The sequence below is a fragment of the Acinetobacter sp. CIP 102637 genome (genome assembly GCF_000368425.1).
GTDB classification, from domain to species: domain Bacteria; phylum Pseudomonadota; class Gammaproteobacteria; order Pseudomonadales; family Moraxellaceae; genus Acinetobacter; species Acinetobacter parvus.
This window is the reverse complement of record NZ_KB849434.1, coordinates 7,172-26,606: the sequence shown is the minus strand read 5'-3', so window position 1 is coordinate 26,606 and position 19,435 is coordinate 7,172. Positions and strand designations below refer to the sequence as shown.

Sequence of the window (19,435 nt, the reverse complement as noted above, 5' to 3'; positions counted from 1 at the left end):
AAGTAGGACTATCACCATGCGTCATCGTAATAGTGGTGTGAAATTAGGCCGTACAAGCAGCCACCGTAAGGCGTTGTTTCAAAACTTAACAAATGCTTTAGTAGAGCATGAGTTAATTAAGACAACTTTGCCTAAGGCGAAAGAACTTCGTCGTGTTGCTGAGCCTTTAATCACTTTAGCTAAAAACGATACTGTTGCAAACCGTCGTTTAGCGTTTGCTCGTACTCGTTCAGCAGCAACTGTTGGTAAATTATTTACCGTTCTTGGCCCTCGTTACAAAGAACGTAACGGCGGTTATCTTCGAGTTCTTAAAGCGGGCTTCCGTGCAGGTGATGCTGCACCGATGGCTTACGTTGAACTTGTAGACCGTGAAGTAAAATAATACTTCTACGTGTAGAACAGTCAGTTGTTCCAAAAAAGGTCGGTTTATTCCGACCTTTTTTATTATCTATCTTAAATGAGATTAAGCCATATTTTCTGGTTTATATAACGATTAGATCAGATTGAATGAACCATTTTTCTGTGATCGGACCGTATATTAAGTTAATTTTAGCTAAAAATGTTTCATTAGGCAGAGCTATGGTCATCTGTCCTCAGTATTATTTTATGGTTAAAAGAATGTGATGATAATGAAGCGTAGAAAGCAGATTTATTTTTAACCCTATAAACATTACCAAAAGCTAAACCCAAGCAAAAATCTCAGGATTTTTTTACCACTTTTTTTCTCAAAATGTCCCGAACTGATATAAAAAAACCGATGAATGATCAAACTTGACATTGTGTATTGTCAAATTTGTGCTTTAATAAAGACATGATTTACACAGGGTATAAAAAAAATGGAAAAGCAAGTTGATATATTAATTATTGGTGCAGGTATCTCTGGGATTGGATTAGCTGTGCATCTCTCTAAGAAGTGTCCACAGCGTAAATTCGAAATCTTAGAACGTCGTGATAGTTTTGGCGGAACATGGGATCTCTTTCGTTACCCTGGTATTCGTTCTGATTCGGATATGTCAACTTTTGGTTTTAACTTCAAGCCATGGGCAAAAGATAAAGTATTAGCTAGCGGCGCTGAGATCAAAGGTTATTTAAGTGATGTCATTAGTGAAAATCAGTTAAAAGATAAAATTCACTTTGGCCATCGTGTTCTTTCAGCAAACTATGATTCTACAAAGAAAAAATGGTTAGTTGAGATCGAAGATAACAACAAGAAAAAACAAATTTGGTCAGCCAACTTTGTCATGGGTTGTACAGGTTACTATAACTATGATCAAGGTTATGCACCTAAATTCCCTAAACAAGAAGATTTCAAAGGTCAGTTTATTCATCCGCAACACTGGCCAGAAAATTTAGATTACACGGGTAAGAAAGTTGTGATCATCGGCAGTGGTGCAACTGCAATTACCCTTGTACCTTCAATGGTCAAGGGTGGGGCGGGACACGTGACGATGTTACAACGTTCACCAACCTATATTGCAACAGTTCCTTCAATTGACTTTATTTATGAAAAAACACGTAAATTTATGTCTGAAGAAATGGCTTATAAATTTACGCGTGCGCGTAATATTGGTATGCAGCGTGGTATTTACGCATTGGCACAAAAATATCCGAAAACTGTGCGTCGTTTATTATTGAAAGGTATTGAATTGCAGCTCAAGGGTAAAGTGGATATGAAACACTTTACACCAAGCTATAATCCGTGGGATCAACGTTTATGTGTTGTACCTGATGGTGATTTATTCAAATCTTTACGTGAAGGCAAAGCAAGTGTTGAAACAGATCAAATTGAAAAATTCACTGCAAATGGTATCCAATTAAAATCTGGAAAACATTTAGAAGCGGATATTGTGATCTCGGCAACTGGTTTAGAAATTCAGATTCTAGGTGGGGTGCAAGGTTCAGTTGATGGTAAGCCAATGAATACATCTCAACATATGCTGTATCAAGGCATGATGGTGAGTGATGTCCCTAACATGGCGATGATCATTGGTTATATCAATGCTTCATGGACATTAAAGGTTGATATTGCAGCTGATTATATCTGCCGCTTAATCAATCATATGGATAAAAATGGTTTTGATGAAGTGATTGCACACGCTGATCCTTTACAGCGTGAAAATGATACGATCATGGGTAAAATGTCTTCTGGTTATATCGCACGTGCAGCTGATGTAATGCCTAAACAAGGTAAACAAGCACCGTGGAAGATCACCAATAATTACCTAGTTGATCGCAAAGAACTGAAAGATGCTAAGTTTGATGATGGAGTTTTAGAGTTCCATAAGCGTGGTGAACAGGCAGATCGTAAGCCGAAGCTAGTGTCATAATCTGACATAGGTGAAATTGAGAACCTCATGTAAATACATGGGGTTTTTTATTGATATGACTTTGGATATTCTTTCAATCAGAAAAATATCGCGTATATTTGATGACATTAAAAAAACTGAGAATCAGGGAAAGAGTAATGAAGCAATGGGTGGTTTTAGGGGCATTATTGTTCAGTACGGCTGTTTTGGCAGATGATATAAAACAAAAGGAAGTGATTGCACAGAAACTTGTTGAGGTAGATGGAACGGAGCAGGGGTTGGAAGCGACAGACAAGTTGATCCTGAATCAAATTAAAATGCGCTTACCTAAAGATATTCCAGCAGAGTTTTATGCAGACTTGACCAAGAATCTCAATTCTGAACAAAGAAAGCAGTTTATTGTGCAACGTTATGTAGAGACGTTTAGCCAGAAAGAGTTACAGGCTGCACTCTCATTCTATCAATCTACAGAAGGGAAAGCCTGGGCCAAGAAAGCCAGTGAAATTGGCAGTGAAGTGGCGCATTACACCACTCAAAATGCGCGTATCGCACTCAACACCACCATGCAGCAGCATGTGGAAAACCCAACAGTTAAACAGTTGATGACCCGCATGAATCCAGCACCTGTTCAGCAACCTGAAAAAACTGAACAGAAATAAATAAAAAAAGGGAATAGTGAATCAACACTATTCCCCTTTTGAATGTTTAAGCTTATAAGGTACGGGAAATCAACTCTTTCATGATTTCGTTGGTACCTGCATAAATACGGTTGGCACGGTTATCGATGTAGGCACGTGCGATTGGATATTCCAACATATAACCATAGCCACCATGTAACTGTAAGCAATCATCCACAACTTTTGAGAACATATCTGAAATTTTGTATTTGGCTGCCGCTGCGGCATCTACACCTAAGCTTTCTTCGAGTTGTAATTCCATACAACGATCTAAATAAGTACGACAGAAATCAATTTCAGTACGTAATTCAGCTAATTTAAACCGCGTATTTTGGAATGTACTAATTGCTTTGCCAAATGCTTTACGATCTTTGGTGTATTGAACAGTATGCGCAAATGCTGCTTCTGCACCTGCCTGGCAAATAATCGCAACCAACATGCGTTCCCATGCCAGTTCTTTCATCAACATGATGAAGCCCATACCTTGCATACCAAGTAGGTTTTCCTTAGGTACGCGTACATTGTCAAAGAACAATTCGCAAGTATCTTGCCCTTTCATTCCGATTTTATTCAAAGGTTTACCTTTACTAAAACCAGCGCGATCAGCTTCAACGATGATTAATGATAAATTTGCTGAGCCTTTTTCATTGTTGCCTGTCTTGCACACCACAATCGCCATATCGCAGAGATAGCCATTGGTGATGAAGATTTTAGAACCATTAATCACATATTCATCACCATCCAGTGCCGCAGTGGTGCGTACAGCCTGTAAATCTGAGCCTGTACCTGGTTCAGTCATTGCAATAGCGGTGACCGTTTCACCTGTCGCCATTTTAGGCAGCCATTTTTGTTTTTGCTCCTCATTGCCAAAGTTGTTGATATAGTTGGCAACGATGTCTGAATGTAAGGAAAATCCTGTGCTTGAGTCCATAGCATAGGCCTGCTCTTCAATCAGGATCATGCTGTATAGACGATCCACACCTGAACCACCATATTGTTCTGGCATGGTGGTGCAGAGTAGGCCCAGTTCACCCGCCTTGTTCCATAAATCACGGTCAACATGCTGTTGTTTCTCATATTTCTCAATATTTGGAACAACTTCTTTCTCATAAAATTTACGGACTGTTTCGCGGAATGCTTCATGCTCAGAAGTAAATAGCTTACGCGGTAACATATTTGGAATTGGACGAATTGCACCTGATTGCATTTGTTATTTTTTCCTTGAGTATTGGATTTAAACATTCATTGCCACGATACAAGAAATTGAAAATAGTGGACAATGTGATCAATGCTCAATTTGATTGATGTATTTGGTCACTTGAGAAAAATCCCAGCGAAATTCTTGAGGGGATCGGGTAAACTAGGCCCAAATAGTTGCATAGGGGAATAAATGATGTCCGATGAAATGACACTTGAAGAACGTAAGGTGATTTATCGTTCACGGCGTGGTTTAAAAGAAATTGATGTGTATTTTGATCCCTACGTCAAAAACTATTATCTCAGTGCAGATCCTACAGAAAAGGCTTTGTTTGCGGAACTGGTTGATCAGGAAGATCCTGACCTGCTGGACTGGTTCATGGAAGTGGGTGAAGCGCCAAGAACTGAAATCAAGGAATTGATTGTAAAGTTAAAACAGTATGTCCATGGCTAATCGTGTTTTTGAGTTGCAATCCAGTCGATTTATGATTGTTTTGCAACTTTTAATTTTTATCTTCCTGGCAATTTTACTTTATCACGTACTGCCTTTGGGGATTTGGCTGCTGTGTCTGGGAATCATGGCCATTGTCTGGTTCAGGTTTCTTCAGCAACCTCAGGTCAGGCGTTTTGAACATCTGCATGGTCAGGATTGGTCATTTGAGTTTGTCAATTCGGATTTGCCTGTACAGCGTTGGCAAATTGTGAAAATGATCGACCATCATTGCTATATTGTCCTGTATTTTTCTTCGTCCCAGAACAAAAAATGCATCATTTGGTGGGATCAATTGCCCGTTACACAGTGGAAAAACCTTAAACTACTGATAAAAATGCTCTAATTGTTCGACAATTATACGACTGTATAAAATTAGTAAAAATAAATATATCAATTATTTAATATACTTTTGAATAAAATTTACTGAAATTGTTAGATTAAATACGCTAAAAATTCATGAAAATTATGATTGTCAGACAATTTAGCCCTGAACTTGTATTCCTTTTCGTTAAAGTACAAACACCAACGTAAAGTATGGTGGAGGTCCAAAATGATGGAAATTCCAACATGGTCGTTTCTCGTGATTGCAGTGGTTTTCGCAATCATTATAGGAAGAGCAGGAACTTTACTCAGGGAACTTCTTGAATCACATCAACGTAAAATTGTAGTGACCAAGAGAAAGAGATTGAAAGTGTCATCAATATACACACTCCCAGTGAATAATGATGATGAACGCCAATCTAGTGTCCACCAAAAGTGGATACGCAAAGTGTAGGAGGTCTCTATGGAGATTTCAATGTGGATGTTTCTGGTAATTGCAGTCGTTATGTCGATTGTTGTAGGAAGAGCTGGAACATTACTCAAGGATTATGTTCAATAAAACTAGAATATAAAGAGTTTTAGGTTTTTACCAGTTAATAAGTAGCATGTGCTGAACCGTCGCAATGCTACTTTTTTTTGCCTAAAATTTTTGTATTACCAATCATCTGTCAATTTTTTTATTTGTGAAATGTGTCAAAATGTCCACGTTAAAATTAGAGCAACTACTCTTTAATTCGGGTATTGCATCTGATAAGGTACACCTAAAAGGAAAAAACAAATTAATTAGAGGACAGGAAGATGTCTAAACTCCATAAAATTGGACAGGGCGTGGCGGTTGCGTTACTTACAACTTCAATATTATCAGGGTGTTCACAAGTCATTAAAACAGGGGCTAACATTGCATTAAGTTTTAGTGAAAATCATATTGTTCCACCAATTTTGGCGATGGATGATGCTGAAATGGTGTGTAATTCTGGAAATGCCTTGACACCAGCGATCATGTCAACCAAAGACATGGGGGCTGATCCAACCCGTATGGCGGTATTGTTATATTCTGCGGCAGGAATGTGTGCCGAGAATGCGGCACTGGAAGCAGAATTACGTTATTTGCGTGCATCCAAGGCGGGGCAGGTTGCTGAGGCTCAGGATGCGCGTATTGAGCAGAAGCGTTGGGCGGGTATTGCCGCTGAACGCCAGTATGCCGGTTACCAGCTGTTTGCAAACCGCTGGGAAGCAAAATACAAGTATAAGTTAGGTGACTCTTGTCCAACCATGCGCAATGACCTTGACCAGACTGTTTACCTATTGGGTATGGTCAGTGGTGTGCAGGCCATGACCAATGACATTAACTCTGGTGGTGCAATCAACGTACCTAAAGATATTGCAGGTATTGCGGAACGTGGTATGGCGTGTCTGGACAATGAAAAATTCTGGGGTGCGCCAATGGCAACCCGTGCCGTGATCTGGACATTGTTGCCAGGCGCGGGTGACGGCAAGCCTGAACCTTATGCAACCATGAAAGAATCCATGCAGATTGGTGAGAAGAAAGGTGTACGTCTGGCTCATGCCCTGTATGCGGTTGCGGCACAGGCAAGTGGTGATGACGCCAAACTCCGTGATGCGTTCCGTTCTTATGCGGCGGCATCCACTGAAGATAAACCTGCAAATCCCCAGTTCCGTCTGATTGATAAAATGGCGGGTTTGATGGTACGTGGTATTGCAGACCGTTACTGGACTGAAAATACAGGTGTAAGGGCAGGTGATGAGGGGCTAACCACGTTCTGGGATGACAAACAGGAAGACTCATCTTTAGATGACTTATTTGATGGCGGTAGCGGAGCGGAAGCTCCAGCAGAAAACCAGCCTGCTGAGTAACCTGAATTAAAAGACCTTTTATATGGGAAACATCTAAGCTTATAAAAGGTCATTTTTTTCATGAGGTAGATATAAATGAAAGATCAAAGATGGATAGGGAAAGTCATTTTGATCGCTGTATGTATTTCAGTGTCAGCGTGTCTGCAAGTCTTTGCTGATCATTTCATTTATTGGAAACCAGGTTTGCTGGCAGAGTTCTGGCGTCTATGGACGGCGCACTGGGTGCATGTTGGATGGATGCACTTCTTTCTGAATATGTTGGCGTTTTCTTTCCTTCCCTTTATCTTTCCCCATGCCCGCAACTGGCATTTAGGTGCATTGCTGTTGGTGTTGCCACCATTTATTAGTCTAATCTTTTATTTTTACCTGCCTTATATAGAGGCCTATGCTGGTCTTTCTGGCGTGTTGCATGGTTTATACACCGCAGTCAGTCTGGCGTATTTGCAGTATCCACATGAACGTAAGTTTGCAATATTGGTTCTGGTGCTGATTGCGGCGAAAATTATTTGGGAAAACACTTTTGGCCAGACAGGAACAGCCCAACTGATCGGCAGTCCTGTACTGACCGAAGCGCATTTAATTGGTGCCATTGGTGGTCTGTTATGTGGTTTAGGTTATTTATTGGTAAAAAGGAAATATAGAGAACACACAAATTGATAAAAACAACCAACAAAAAAGTGATTGTAGTCATTCTTTTTTGAAAAAGTTTGCTGCAAATTTAGGCGGTTTAAAAAGGGATTGGTTAAGACGAGGGTAAATTCATTTATCTATCAACCATGGACATCGCATGATTCAACATCTTTGGATGGATGTTGAGAACAATAAAGTGGAATAGACATGCAACATGATCAAGAAAAAAAATCTGGATTAGGTCTGCTCAGCCATATATGGACAGAGTGGATTTCGACCTTTGTCATACTTTTCTTGCTTCTAATGACATTGGTTATTGGAACGGGTGAGATGATTCATGGTCAGCTTTTACGTATGGGAGAGCGCCTTTATGGTGATCCTGACACAGGAATGCAATATTCATTTCTACGTGCTGAACCAGAGAAACCAACCTGTGACAGAAATCCAAATATAGATGCACAAGTTCAAGAGCAGATGAAAATCAATGCTGCTGATGAGTTTGCGAGTATGTTTGGTGTAGCTTCTGAGTCAGATGTTCGAGCTTCGCTGATAGCGGCTCAGCAACAATGTGATGAGAAATACCAATTCTATGATAAGGCAATGAAGCATATCGAAGCCAATCCTAGTGTTCGTACTTATCGTAAAATTGAAACTAGTTTCTTTGGTATCTTTAAATTAGGTACAGAGAACCGCGCGTTATTCCTCGTTATTATGGTTGTATTTGCTGCAATCAGTGCAACATTGAAAGCGCATCACATTGGTTTACGTAGTCCTGCTACTAAAACTGATTTCCGTGTTTATGGTATTGCGATGTTGTTGGGTAATGCATTACTCACATCATCTGTGATTAGCCAATATAAATCGGTCATGAATTCAGGTGTTCCGATCACACCAGAAATGAACGTGATTTATTGCTTGTGGATGATATTGTTTGGTGTGCTGACACTCATCAGTTTATTCCAAATGATCAAACCACCAGTTGTAACTCGTGAAGGTGGTAATGTCGGTTTAGCCCTCCTCAGTATTCCTTTATATGCCTATATGGCGATTATCACTGGGGTTGCATTTACTTTCTTCATGGACTATCCAATGGGGCAAGGTATTTATCTGGGGCAGTTGGTTGAATTGTCGAATATTTTCTTGAATCTAGCCTTGTTTATTTGGGTGGGTATGTTGCTCAAGCAAACACGTATTGTTGATTTATTCCTCAATATCTTACGTCCTTGGAATCTGGCTCCAGAGACTTTAACTTGGTTGATCCTTATTGCAGCGGCATTACCAACAGCCTATACAGGTGCATCAGGTATTTTCGTTATCGCTGCGGGTGCGATTATTTATAAAGAAGTGTGGAATGCGGGTGGACGCCGTCAGTTTGCATTAGCTGCAACAGCATTGTCTGGCTCACTTGGTGTAGTTTTACGTCCATGCTTATTGATCGTAGTAGTCGCTTCACTAAACAAAGAAGTAACGACTGATTTGCTTTATAAATACGGGATGTACACATTCCTGTTAACCTCAACGTTATTCTTGGTGATTGCATTATTCTTTGCGGAACAAAAATTCCGTATTGCACCATTTAAAGTTGCATTGCCTAAATCATTACGTGCATTCGTACCTGTATCACCATATATCGTGATTTTTGTTTTGATTTGGTTATTCTACAAACATGCATTAGCAACTGATCTCAATGAATTTACTGCACCTGTAATGATGCCTGTGATTCTATTGATGATGGTATTGTTTGATAAGTTACGTAAAGAACCTGCACCGTTGGCACCTGTTGGTCATTGGGACAGTACTTTGAATAGCTACACATTGCCTGCGGACGGTAGTCAACCTGCACCAAAAATTAATCCAGAAGATGACCCACGCAAACCAGAGCGTAACATCTCATTTGCTAAAGCATTACATGCTTCTTCAAGTGAAACAGTAGGCCATATTGGTGCACTTGTGATTCTGATGGCGCTTTCAGTGAGTGTCGGTGGTTTCCTTGAGCAAATTCATATCATGGAAGCATTCCCACAAGATATTAATAATATTGTTGTCGTGATTACGTTGATTGTATTATTGATGATCTTCGTAGGTATGATCATGGATCCATTTGGTGCGGTGATTCTGATCACGGCTACAGTCGCACCTGTTGCATATCAATATGGTATTGATCCTGTTCATTTCTGGATGATTGCGCTTATTGGTTTTGAGTTGGGTTATGTCACACCTCCAGTTGCATTAAACCATCTCTTAGCTCGACAATCGATTGGTGATGCAGAAGTGGCTGAAGCAGATGCAGAAGTTCGTCATTTGTCTTTCTACTATCGATATGAACGTTGGATATTGCCTTTATTGGTGATGGTACCTGCAATCTTAATTATTGCTTACGTTCCGTATTTCTTTAAATTGTTTGGTTGGTATAACTAAACTAACAATAAAAAAAGCACCTTCGGGTGCTTTTTTTATTTCTAAGCTTTAAAATGCTTTAGACATTGTCAATGTTGATAAGTTATTTTTAAAGATCAAATATTTTAGCGTTGAATAATTTTCCTTTGACGTTGAGTCAATGGACTACATAATAAAATTGCCAGCAAAATAATACAAAATCCAATCACACTGTATAAATCGGGTACTTCATTCCAAAGTAAGAAGCCCCATACACCTGCAAAAATAATTGCCATATAATTCACAGGTGCAATTTGTCCTGCTGGCGCAAGTCGATAAGCATGAGACATAAAAATTTGGCTGACATTAGCAAGTATCCCTGCGCCAATTAAAAACAATAATTCTTGTAAATGATAAGGTCGCCATACCCAAAACATTGGAATCACAGAAAGTGCTGATCCTATCAAGCAGAAATAAAATACGATGCGTTCAGGTGGTTCAGTTTGAGTTAATGCCCGAACAGTTACAAAAGCCATTGAGGCAAGTAAGCTTGATGCAATACCAATCACCGAAATCCAGTTCAGTAGACCTTGATCGGGTTTAGCAACGCAAAATACGCCAATAAATCCTAAAACAGCTGCACAAATCATAGCAATGGTGATTTTTTCTTTTAGAAATAGCCATGCAATAACTGGAATAAAAATTGGGGAAGAGTAGGTAAATACCATTGCATTTGATAACTTTAAATGCGCAATGGCGTAAAAGAAACCATACATGGCTGCAAGTCCAACAATACTACGCCATGTATGCATCCATAGTTTTTCTGTTTTTACAAAGCCAGTGCCTTGTTTAAAAATAAAAGGCAGAAATAGGATGAGTCCAACCACATTACGAAAAAATACAATGGTGTAGTTATCAACACTATGGGAAGCATATCGGATACAAATGCCCATCACTGAAAAGAGCAGTGCAGAAATGGTGAGACAACCAATCGCCAGAAACAGGTTGCGATCAGCTTGATGAGAGTTCATATCGAATGCTGGCTGGGAGAAACTGAACCTATTGTATGCTTCTCTGCAAGAGAAAGAAATGAGCTGTGGATTTCATTAAAGGCGGTCTAACATTGCTGGGAATCCTGATGGCCCACACCTTTCAAAAACCGATTCAATAATAAAAAGCCTTAACTGAGGTTAAAGCTTTTTGACCTTTTATTTCATGGGATTTATTTCTGCGCCGCGATTTGCGCTTCCAGTAGTTTGACCTGTTCCTCTTTAAGCTTAAGCAGTGCATCGACATCATCATGCTGCTGCTTGAGTTCCTGCTGTTGATCCTTAAGCTGCTGATGAATATCATCCAGTTTGGCAATTTCCTCTTTCGCCAAACTGTCATTTGCTGGAAGCGGCTCTTTAATAATTGATTCCTCAATCAACTGGATTGGTTTGGCAACTTCGCTGCTGGCTGCTGTTGGTTCAGCTGTAACAGCGGTTTGCTGTTTTACTGTCGCAGCTGGTTGTGTAGCTGTGGTTGTCGATTGCTGATCTTTTTGTGATAAAAACCATTGCACAGCAAGAAACAAAACCACCACAACACTAATTCCACCAATTATCATCCATAATAATCTGGAATTTTGAGTTTGGTATGTGGACATCATTTTTAACCTTCTAGTCAAAATGACGAGGTTTGAATTGTATCACTCCAATTTCATCTGGCTCAGCGGGTTGTTGCTCTTCCACGTGGGTCGGGCGTTTTTCACTATAAGCACATTCGATACATTCAATCCACTCGTCATCCACAGTTATGATCTTAACTACACGATCTAACGCGCCACATTTAGGGCATTTTGCACCCGCGATGAACTGTCTTTTCATGTCAGTTAATACCATGCTGTGAACAATAATGACGTAGTTTAAGCGGTTTTATCGGTGTTCGTCCAACCTTGATGGCGTAATAATGCATCTATTTTTGGTTCTCTTTTTCTGAAATTGCGAAATGCATCAAGTGCAGTATTTTTTCCGCCAACTGCTAGAATAAACTTTCTAAACTCTTTTCCAGTCTCGGTATTAAAAATACCTTCGCTTTCAAAGCGGTCAAAGGCATCACTGGCTAAGACCTCAGCCCATTTATAGGAATAATAGCCCGCAGCATAGCCACCCGCGAAAATATGGCTAAAACTATGCTGGAAACGGTTATAGGGAACCGTTGGCACCACTGCAAATTTGGCTCGAATATCGTTCAGCGTTTCCTGAATCTGCTGGCTGTTTAAAGCAGGTGTTTGGCGGTGAATTGTTAAATCAAACAGGGCAAATTCAATCTGACGTAGCGTTTGCATACCAGACTGGAAGAAACGTGCATTGAGCAGGGCAGATAGCAATTCTTGTGGCAATGTTTGCTTGGTTTCGGTATGTTCACTGAGCACATCAAGGCTTTCATTATCCCATGCCCAAAATTCCATAAACTGACTTGGTAACTCCACTGCATCCCACGCCACACCATGCGTCCCTGCCACTGAGATGTTATCCACTTCGGTCAGCATGTGATGTAAACCATGACCAAACTCATGGAACAAGGTAATCACTTCATCATGGGTCAGCAAGGCAGGTTGATTACCAATTGGTGGGGTAAAGTTACACACCATATAGCAAACTGGTTTTTGTAGACCACTAGCAGTTTGTACACGGGAACGGAAACCACTCATCCATGCACCACCACGTTTGTCATTGCGTGCATATAAATCAAAGTAGAAACCGCCGACCACTTGACCTTGATCTTCAATTTCGAAATAACGTACATCATCCTGCCAAACAGGCGCCTGGCGTTCAATGATCTGGATACCGTAAAGGCGCTGTACGATCTGGAATAAACCTTGAACCACTTTAGGTGCAGGGAAATACGGTTTAAGCGCTTCTTGAGAAAGATTGAACTGTTGTTGTTTCAACTTCTCAGAATAATAGGTTGCATCCCAAGGTTTGAGTTCTTCAATTCCATCTTGTTGTGCAATACTTTTTAGTTCAGCAATTTCAGCCAGTGCAGGCGTACGCGCATGCTCTGCCAAATCTACTAAGAATTGATGAACAGTTTCAACATCAGGTGCCATCTTGCTGGCCAGCGAATATTCAGCGAAATTATTGAAACCCAGCAGTTGCGCCATTTCTTGACGTAAGCTCAGGATTTCTTCCATCACAGGCGTGTTATCAAACTCGGTTTTATCCGATTGATCTGATGCACGGGTGACATAAGCCTTATAGAGTTCTTCTCTTAATTCACGATCATCAGCATAAGTCATGATCGCAAAATATGCAGGAAAGTCCAATGTCGCAACCGCTTGCTCAAGCTCACGTTGTTGTCCGTATTGTTTTAACAGTTCAACACTGCTTTGAGGTAAACCTTTAAGTTGTGCTTCAGTTAAAGGCTTGAAATAGGCTTGGGTTGCATCGAGCACATGGTTAGAGAAGTCTGAAGACAGCTGTGATAAACGTGCCGAGATTTCTGCATAACGCTTTTTAGCTTCGCCTTGGAGTGCAACACCAGACAGTTTAAAGTCACGTAGCGCGAGTTTAATGGCGCTTTGCTGTGCTTCACTGAGGGTTTGAAAAACAGGGGTATCATGAATCTGTTGATAGGTTTGATACAGCGCTGTGTGTTGTCCAAGCTGCGTATAGTATTCACTTAAACTTGGTAACAGGGCTTGGTACACTTCACGGGTTTCGGCATTGTTCATGACTGCATTGAGATGTGACAAAATGCCCCATGACTCACTCATGTTATTTTCAAGCTGATCAACTTCGGTCAAGGTTGCCAATTGTGCCTCGCTGTTTTGTGGCACTTCCTTGAGTTGATTTAAGAAGTTTTGACCGTTTTGAATGGTTTGTTCAATTTGTTGTTTTAGGTCAGCAAGTTGAATTTGATCAAATTGAGGAACGGGAAGTGTCGCTTGTTGGAGTGTCATTGTATTTTTGCCATATCATCTTTAAACATAGGTATAGATGTAGGGCTTAGTGGGTGAGAAATCAAGACATATAATGAAAAACTCATATCTCTAGTGCACATCATCTACATATTGATATTCAGCGTCGATCTGTTGTGGTTTGTACATGAGCTTGGCAAAGTTTTTGGTCATACATTCTGTTTCAATGATTTCACCACTTTTATATTTTTCTTTTTTATGTCGCCAGATTTCATTTTGCCGATAATAACTTTCTCCAACTTTGACAAAACGATGATTTTTTTCAAAGACATGATAAATATAGCCAAGATCATGTGAGCAACGTAACTCACCTTCAAGGCATTTCTCAGAGAACCAAAGATTGATCTGAAAAGTGTATTCTGTTGGGTTATAAAATTGATAATCAATATAGTTATAGAAAATAGCAGCTCCGCTACCGAAAGGTAATACACGTCCTTGATCTGGGAAAGGATCGAAAGAATGTTGTGAGCGCTGTATGACTTCCAATGGACTATGTAGCACCAACCAATGAATTAAATTGGCAATTTGACAGATTCCACCACCAATTCCACCACGAGCTTGCCCAAAACTAAGTTCCATACCCTCAACATAGCCTTGTTTGATTGTTGGCAAACCGACGAGCTGACAGAAAAAAAAGGTTTCGTTAGGTTTAATTAGAATAGTTGAAATTCGTTCGCTTGCGATTTTTAAATTAATCACTTTATTCTTCTGCCAACGCTGCTCACTGTCACCCAGTTTACGAATTAGGACAGATTGGTGTTTCTTCACTCTAAAGGTTAATGGATTTGAGTGAAAGCTTTGAGCATATTGACGACCATCAGTTTTCCATTGCACATAACGAAAGCCTCGCCGTATCCAAATTATGATGAAATAAAGGGCGGGGTGATATTGGCTGATTGGTTTTTTAAGAAATAGGCGAATAAGTTTCATTTTTAAAGGAGGACAAGTCCATCACTGAACTTGCCCTAAAGAATTACTCCTGCTTAGCTTTCGCATTGGACTTTTTCTTTTTTACTTTCTTCTTGGCTTTTTCTTTGCTTTCAGGCTTGGCCGAAGCTTTTTTAGCAGGCTTTTTGGTATAAGAACTTGGTTTGCTCTTATCCTTTTTCTTGCGTACAGGCTTCTCACCATCTTCACTGACTTGAGAAGTTGCGGATGGTTTACTAAAAACCTCTTCAGTAGCCAGAGCTTTGGTAGATGTGGTGCGAGGTGCTTTCTGACGAATCACACGCCCCAAATGCGTCAACTGTTGAACCAATTTGAAGTCAATTTTACGTTCTTCCAGATTGACGCCTGCAACCTGAATCTTGACTTCATCGCCGAGACTAAAGGATTGACCGCGATTCTGACCAATCAGGCTTTGGCTGGCTTGATCATACAAGAAATAATCTTCACCGAGCTGGCTGACATGAATCATACCATCCACATATAAATCTTTGAGTGTAACGAATAGACCAAACTCAGTCACCGCACTAATAATACCAACAAACTCATCGCCTAAATGCTGTTGCATATAATGGCATTTCAACCATGTGGTGACGCTACGTGAAGCTTCATCGGCACGACGTTCAGTTTGTGAAAAATGCTCGCCAGCTTCATCTAAAGCGGCACCAGACAATGGATAAGCTTTCTTATCGAGATAGGCTTTAATTGCGCGGTGTAACAATAAATCTGGGTAACGACGAATTGGTGAGGTGAAATGCGTATAAGCTTCATAAGCAAGACCATAATGTCCTGCATTATTCGCACCATAATAGGCTTGCATCATTGAGCGTAACAACACCGCATGAATACTTGGTGCATCTAAACGATCTTTGGTTGCTTCAATGACTCGTTGATAATCGGCTTGTGTTGGTTGCTCTGGGAATGGCAAACCGAGTAATTTGACGAAATCACGGACTTTTTGAATACGTGAGAATTCTGGCGCTTCATGTACACGATACAACATCGGAATATCATGTTCTAATGAGTATTCAGCTGCGGCAACGTTCGCCAATAACATACATTCTTCAATCAGTTTATGCGCATCATTACGAGTACGTGGCAAGATTTCCTTGATTCCACCTAACTCATCAAAGGTCATATAGGTTTCAATGGTTTCAAATTCCATCGCATGACGTTTGGCACGTAGTTCTTTTAGTGTCTGATAAAGCTGGAATAGGGTATTTAACGATTTATGAACGCTTTTATCTTGCGGAATGGCATCGGTTGCACCGTCAAAATAAGCAGCCACCTGATTATAGGTCAAACGTGCTTTGGAATGCATCACCGCAGGGTAGAACTCATAACCTGTGACTTTACCTGCACGTGACAGTTTTAAATCGCAGACCATACACAGACGGTCAACATGCGGATTGAGAGAACACAATCCATTTGACAATGCTTCTGGCAACATTGGCAAAACAAAGTGTGGGAAATAAACCGATGTACCACGTTCTTCAGCTTCTTCATTTAAAGGCGAGTCTAAACGGACATAATGGCTCACGTCTGCAATTGCCACTACAACACGGTAACCACCACCTGGACGTTTTTCTGCATAGACTGCATCATCAAAGTCACGTGCATCTTCACCATCAATCGTGACGAGTGGTAAATCGCGTAAATCAACACGACCTTTGCGATCTTGTTCTGAAGGTTCTTTAAAACTTTCAGCTTCTTTAATGACGGCCTCTGGAAATTCATAAGGCAAACCAAATTCTAAAATGGTTTGTGGAATAATAATTTCAGTGTCAGCTTTGTCCGCCATCGACTGTACAACATGACCTGTCGCTAATTCTTCACGAGTCGGGTAATCATCAATCGCAACTCGTAGCATATCGCCAACTTTGGCATTGGCATGTTCAATCAATTCTTTTTCTAAGGTAATTGGTTGGTGCTGATTTGGATTGCTTGGCTGAATAAAGTATTCACCTTCATGTTCAGCGACTTTACCAATAATTTGTTTGACACGACGTTGGACGACTTCGGTAATAAAGCCCCAAGATTTACCTTTACGGTCAACAGAAGTTTGGCGTACTTTAACGCGATCACCATTAAAGACTAGACGTAATTCACGTTCAGGTAATAGTACATCATCCTGACCTGCGATATTGGCCGTACCTAGACCTTTACTATTGATATAGACCGTTGCTTCATGGCTTGGTAAATCGGTTGCAGGTTGGTATTTAAAACCATCTTTCATTAACTGACCGTCACGAACCATTGCACTTAAGCGATGGTTCAAGGCATCAATACTTTTTTGATCTGGGATATTAAAGTGGTCAACCAGCTCTGCATGAGACTGTGCAGTTTTTAATTGTTCTAATGTACTTAGAATAAGAGTTCGGCTAGGAATAGGATTATCGTAACGTTGCGCTTCTGCTTTTGCTTCGGGATCAACCCAATTTGTAGTCATATCGTTTCATTTCACATCTGGCAGATCGGTTTAGCATAAGTCATTCAAACTCTAACTGCACGTCAAAGATTGCAAGATTCTGTTTATTGTGCCGATCTAAATAAAGGAGAGAACACTATATTAACAAGCGTAGCGCTAAAAATGACGAAAAAATATAAGAATTGGTTAAAAAACATTTGATTGATTTAAAAAAAGAGAAAAAAACAGGAACATCCCTTGTGTAATACGGTTTTAGTTTGTATTATTGCGCTCGTGTTACGGTGAGATGGGTGAGTGGCTGAAACCACATCCCTGCTAAGGATGCATACGGGTAACTGTATCGAGGGTTCGAATCCCTCTCTCACCGCCACTTTACTTAAAGCGCTCATAGCTCAGCTGGATAGAGCACTTGGCTACGAACTAAGGGGTCGGGAGTTCGAATCTCTCTGAGCGCACCAACTTAAAGAAATTAACCGCTTAATTGCGGTTTTTTTTGTGCCTTATGCCTTTGCCTTAATTTTCTGTACAAACACTGCATTACCGCCAACTGCTGGCAATACGTCATGATACGGCAGGCTTCGCATTGCCCTGAGTAAAAAAGGTGCTTTTTCATCAATTTTCATGCTAGTGGTCATTTTCAATAATGCACCCTGATTAAGCTCGGTAAATCTCATCTGGCCTTTAATAAAACGCAAGTCACCACCATTAGCATAAAAATTATTTTCGCTGGCATTTGGATAATTAAAATGCAGTTTAAAGGCAAATGGAATATTAATGACACCTAAGCCCACATTGACCTGAATATCTGCATCCTGTCCCTGATTCTGAATAGGGGTGGTCACCACCTTTTTGATTTGCCGAGGGAATAAATCCTTATAGGCCAATGGAGTGAGCCATTTCTGTAGCTGTTGTGGTGTCTGTTTATAAAACTGATAGGTGGTGGAAAACCGCATGGCTTCACGTCCATGCGTGTACATGATGCTGGTCGGGGCGTGCAGAAAGCTAACGGGTTGCTGTGATGTCTGGCTGAGCTGGGCGATTTTTGTGAGCTGGGTTGCATTGAGTTGAGGGCTTGGCATTTGCCTGCCATCAAGTGGGGCAGTGTTTTTTCCAATAAAACGGGTTCTTAAAGCCTCTAGAACAAAGGCGTTGCCAGTACTGGGAACCCCAAGCTTGACCTCAGGAATTGCGTTTAAAATTTTCTTTAAAATAAATCCTTTCGGTTGGTTGAGGTCCCCCCACTGGGTGAGTGTCACCAGGGTCCGATGCTCATCCAGTGCAAACCATTCCAGTTTTCCGACCCCATAGGGAATGGGAGCGTCAATGACCAAACTGGCGATGCTGTTCGGCTTGATCTGGTGTTGCAGCGTGACGTCCTCATTGAAATTGAGTACAGGAATTGGTGTTGGAATTGATACCTTGTATTTCACCTGTACGATATTGCCCGACTGTTCAATGGTCTTGGCCGATTTTAGGGTTGGAAACAGTCCCACATAATGACTAAAGTCTGTCAGCGTTTTCGCCACCTGTTGTGTATTGGCAGGGACGATGATGGCAGCGGAAGTAAAGCTGACAGTGGGTTGAGGATTGCTTTTCAGGGTGGGTACTGAAGTTTTTACCGCAGGGTGACCATAAATAAAAATAGTGTCCTGGGTATAACTGGCCAAGAGCTGTGGATTATTCTGAAAAGGCTGCAAGGCACTTGGGATATTGTCTGTCCATGTAATGATTTGAGTAAAACCAATTTGACTTATCCCGAATAAGATACCTGTACATAGCAGGCGGGTAAAATAAGACATAACATTCCTTTGATTTTTTATAAGTGAATGAGCTGGAAATTCAGCATTGATGTGGTTCCGTTAATTAGACCACTCAATTCAGTTTTATAAGTGATAAATCCGCTCTAAATATTTAAATTATGCTGCCATTACTTTTAGTAAATGTTGATCATAAAATTCATTTGGTGTTGCCTTATTCAAACTTGAATGAGGATGTATCATGTTATAAAAAATCCAAATATACAGCAATTGATTGTTTCGCTTGTTTAACCGTATCGTAAGCCTTCAAATAGACTTCCTCATGCTTCAAGCTGCGCCATAACCGCTCAATCATCACATTATCTCTCCACCGTCCTTTCCCATCCATACTGATACGGATATTTCGCAATTTTAACTCATTCAAAAATGCCTCGCTTGTGAATTGACTGCCTTGGTCTGTATTAAA

General features: G+C 40.5%; 17 protein-coding genes, 2 tRNA genes and 1 pseudogene. 11 read left to right on the top strand and 9 right to left on the bottom strand.

Annotated features, from left to right (window positions below; genetic code table 11):
* Positions 1-16: 16 nt before the first annotated feature.
* From rplQ to F967_RS00385, 3 genes are all read left to right on the top strand, one after another.
* The gene (gene rplQ, locus F967_RS00395) at positions 17-382 is read left to right on the top strand and encodes a 50S ribosomal protein L17 (protein ID WP_004641032.1); all 366 of its coding nucleotides are present in this window, start codon (positions 17-19) and stop codon (positions 380-382) included.
* Between the two features lie 454 nt (positions 383-836).
* Positions 837-2,327 (top strand): flavin-containing monooxygenase, encoded by a 1,491-nt coding sequence (locus F967_RS00390; protein ID WP_004797514.1) that lies wholly within the window; start codon positions 837-839, stop codon positions 2,325-2,327.
* A gap of 137 nt (positions 2,328-2,464) precedes the next feature.
* The gene (locus F967_RS00385; protein ID WP_004797512.1) at positions 2,465-2,965 is read left to right on the top strand and encodes a DUF2059 domain-containing protein; all 501 of its coding nucleotides are present in this window, start codon (positions 2,465-2,467) and stop codon (positions 2,963-2,965) included.
* Between the two features lie 52 nt (positions 2,966-3,017).
* Here the strand turns inward: F967_RS00385 and F967_RS00380 are convergent, their stop codons facing one another.
* On the bottom strand, positions 3,018-4,190 hold the full coding sequence (locus F967_RS00380) for an acyl-CoA dehydrogenase family protein (protein WP_004683259.1): 1,173 nt from the start codon (positions 4,188-4,190) through the stop codon (positions 3,018-3,020).
* Between the two features lie 186 nt (positions 4,191-4,376).
* Between F967_RS00380 and F967_RS00375 the strand changes: the two genes are divergently transcribed.
* The 6 genes from F967_RS00375 (at position 4,377) to F967_RS00350 (ending at position 9,917) form a co-directional block, all read left to right on the top strand.
* Positions 4,377-4,634: an FAD assembly factor SdhE gene (locus F967_RS00375; protein WP_010589142.1), complete on the top strand. Its 258-nt coding sequence runs from the start codon at positions 4,377-4,379 to the stop codon at positions 4,632-4,634.
* Positions 4,621-5,016: a protein YgfX gene (locus F967_RS00370; RefSeq protein WP_004797510.1), complete on the top strand. Its 396-nt coding sequence runs from the start codon at positions 4,621-4,623 to the stop codon at positions 5,014-5,016. Before F967_RS00375 ends, F967_RS00370 begins: the two co-directional genes overlap by 14 nt.
* Positions 5,017-5,223: 207 nt before the next feature.
* Positions 5,224-5,448 carry a hypothetical protein gene (locus tag F967_RS00365; protein WP_004678560.1) on the top strand — a complete coding sequence of 75 codons (225 nt, stop codon included), beginning with the start codon at positions 5,224-5,226 and terminating at the stop codon, positions 5,446-5,448.
* Between the two features lie 344 nt (positions 5,449-5,792).
* The gene (locus tag F967_RS00360) at positions 5,793-6,869 is read left to right on the top strand and encodes a hypothetical protein (protein ID WP_004797507.1); all 1,077 of its coding nucleotides are present in this window, start codon (positions 5,793-5,795) and stop codon (positions 6,867-6,869) included.
* A gap of 75 nt (positions 6,870-6,944) precedes the next feature.
* Entirely contained in the window at positions 6,945-7,526 is a 582-nt protein-coding gene (gene rrtA, locus F967_RS00355; protein ID WP_004797505.1) for a rhombosortase, read from the top strand.
* A gap of 180 nt (positions 7,527-7,706) precedes the next feature.
* On the top strand, positions 7,707-9,917 hold the full coding sequence (locus F967_RS00350) for a TRAP transporter large permease subunit (protein ID WP_004797503.1): 2,211 nt from the start codon (positions 7,707-7,709) through the stop codon (positions 9,915-9,917).
* A 104-nt stretch (positions 9,918-10,021) separates the two neighbouring features.
* Here the strand turns inward: F967_RS00350 and F967_RS00345 are convergent, their stop codons facing one another.
* The 6 genes from F967_RS00345 to rnr all read right to left on the bottom strand — a co-directional run bounded on the left by F967_RS00345 (position 10,022) and on the right by rnr (position 17,233).
* Positions 10,022-10,906, bottom strand: coding sequence for a DMT family transporter (locus F967_RS00345; RefSeq protein ID WP_004797501.1), 885 nt, complete (start codon positions 10,904-10,906; stop codon positions 10,022-10,024).
* Between the two features lie 191 nt (positions 10,907-11,097).
* Positions 11,098-11,526 (bottom strand): hypothetical protein, encoded by a 429-nt coding sequence (locus F967_RS00340; RefSeq protein ID WP_004797499.1) that lies wholly within the window; start codon positions 11,524-11,526, stop codon positions 11,098-11,100.
* 10 nt (positions 11,527-11,536) lie between these two features.
* The gene (locus F967_RS00335) at positions 11,537-11,743 is read right to left on the bottom strand and encodes a YheV family putative metal-binding protein (RefSeq protein ID WP_004660391.1); all 207 of its coding nucleotides are present in this window, start codon (positions 11,741-11,743) and stop codon (positions 11,537-11,539) included.
* A gap of 38 nt (positions 11,744-11,781) precedes the next feature.
* The gene (locus F967_RS00330; protein ID WP_004797497.1) at positions 11,782-13,821 is read right to left on the bottom strand and encodes a M3 family metallopeptidase; all 2,040 of its coding nucleotides are present in this window, start codon (positions 13,819-13,821) and stop codon (positions 11,782-11,784) included.
* A 90-nt stretch (positions 13,822-13,911) separates the two neighbouring features.
* Positions 13,912-14,673: a VanW family protein gene (locus F967_RS00325; protein WP_004797494.1), complete on the bottom strand. Its 762-nt coding sequence runs from the start codon at positions 14,671-14,673 to the stop codon at positions 13,912-13,914.
* Positions 14,674-14,812: 139 nt separating this feature from the next.
* On the bottom strand, positions 14,813-17,233 hold the full coding sequence (rnr, locus tag F967_RS00320; RefSeq protein WP_004797492.1) for a ribonuclease R: 2,421 nt from the start codon (positions 17,231-17,233) through the stop codon (positions 14,813-14,815).
* 259 nt (positions 17,234-17,492) lie between these two features.
* On the opposite strand from rnr, the gene F967_RS00315 reads away from it, so the two are divergent.
* Positions 17,493-17,582, top strand: a tRNA-Ser gene (locus F967_RS00315).
* A gap of 11 nt (positions 17,583-17,593) precedes the next feature.
* Positions 17,594-17,670: transfer RNA gene (locus F967_RS00310), tRNA-Arg, on the top strand.
* 42 nt (positions 17,671-17,712) lie between these two features.
* On the opposite strand, the gene F967_RS00305 is transcribed toward F967_RS00310, so the two are convergent.
* Together F967_RS00305 and F967_RS00300 are read right to left on the bottom strand one after the other, a co-directional pair.
* A complete protein-coding gene (locus F967_RS00305) occupies positions 17,713-19,011 on the bottom strand; it encodes an SRPBCC family protein (RefSeq protein WP_004797491.1) in 1,299 nt (432 codons plus the stop codon).
* 117 nt (positions 19,012-19,128) lie between these two features.
* A pseudogene (locus F967_RS00300) lies at positions 19,129-19,435 on the bottom strand (transposase); the annotation flags it as partial.

Excerpts from the sequence above, each read along its gene's own strand:
- rplQ (WP_004641032.1), top strand. The coding sequence starts at position 17 with ATGCGTCATCGTAATAGTGGTGTGAAATTAGGCCGTACAAGCAGCCAC.
- F967_RS00390 (WP_004797514.1), top strand. The coding sequence starts at position 837 with ATGGAAAAGCAAGTTGATATATTAATTATTGGTGCAGGTATCTCTGGG.
- F967_RS00385 (WP_004797512.1), top strand. The coding sequence starts at position 2,465 with ATGAAGCAATGGGTGGTTTTAGGGGCATTATTGTTCAGTACGGCTGTT.
- F967_RS00380 (WP_004683259.1), bottom strand. The coding sequence starts at position 4,190 with ATGCAATCAGGTGCAATTCGTCCAATTCCAAATATGTTACCGCGTAAG.
- F967_RS00375 (WP_010589142.1), top strand. The coding sequence starts at position 4,377 with ATGTCCGATGAAATGACACTTGAAGAACGTAAGGTGATTTATCGTTCA.
- F967_RS00370 (WP_004797510.1), top strand. The coding sequence starts at position 4,621 with ATGTCCATGGCTAATCGTGTTTTTGAGTTGCAATCCAGTCGATTTATG.
- F967_RS00365 (WP_004678560.1), top strand. The coding sequence starts at position 5,224 with ATGATGGAAATTCCAACATGGTCGTTTCTCGTGATTGCAGTGGTTTTC.
- F967_RS00360 (WP_004797507.1), top strand. The coding sequence starts at position 5,793 with ATGTCTAAACTCCATAAAATTGGACAGGGCGTGGCGGTTGCGTTACTT.
- rrtA (WP_004797505.1), top strand. The coding sequence starts at position 6,945 with ATGAAAGATCAAAGATGGATAGGGAAAGTCATTTTGATCGCTGTATGT.
- F967_RS00350 (WP_004797503.1), top strand. The coding sequence starts at position 7,707 with ATGCAACATGATCAAGAAAAAAAATCTGGATTAGGTCTGCTCAGCCAT.
- F967_RS00345 (WP_004797501.1), bottom strand. The coding sequence starts at position 10,906 with ATGAACTCTCATCAAGCTGATCGCAACCTGTTTCTGGCGATTGGTTGT.
- F967_RS00340 (WP_004797499.1), bottom strand. The coding sequence starts at position 11,526 with ATGATGTCCACATACCAAACTCAAAATTCCAGATTATTATGGATGATA.
- F967_RS00335 (WP_004660391.1), bottom strand. The coding sequence starts at position 11,743 with ATGAAAAGACAGTTCATCGCGGGTGCAAAATGCCCTAAATGTGGCGCG.
- F967_RS00330 (WP_004797497.1), bottom strand. The coding sequence starts at position 13,821 with ATGACACTCCAACAAGCGACACTTCCCGTTCCTCAATTTGATCAAATT.
- rnr (WP_004797492.1), bottom strand. The coding sequence starts at position 17,233 with ATGACTACAAATTGGGTTGATCCCGAAGCAAAAGCAGAAGCGCAACGT.
- F967_RS00305 (WP_004797491.1), bottom strand. The coding sequence starts at position 19,011 with ATGTCTTATTTTACCCGCCTGCTATGTACAGGTATCTTATTCGGGATA.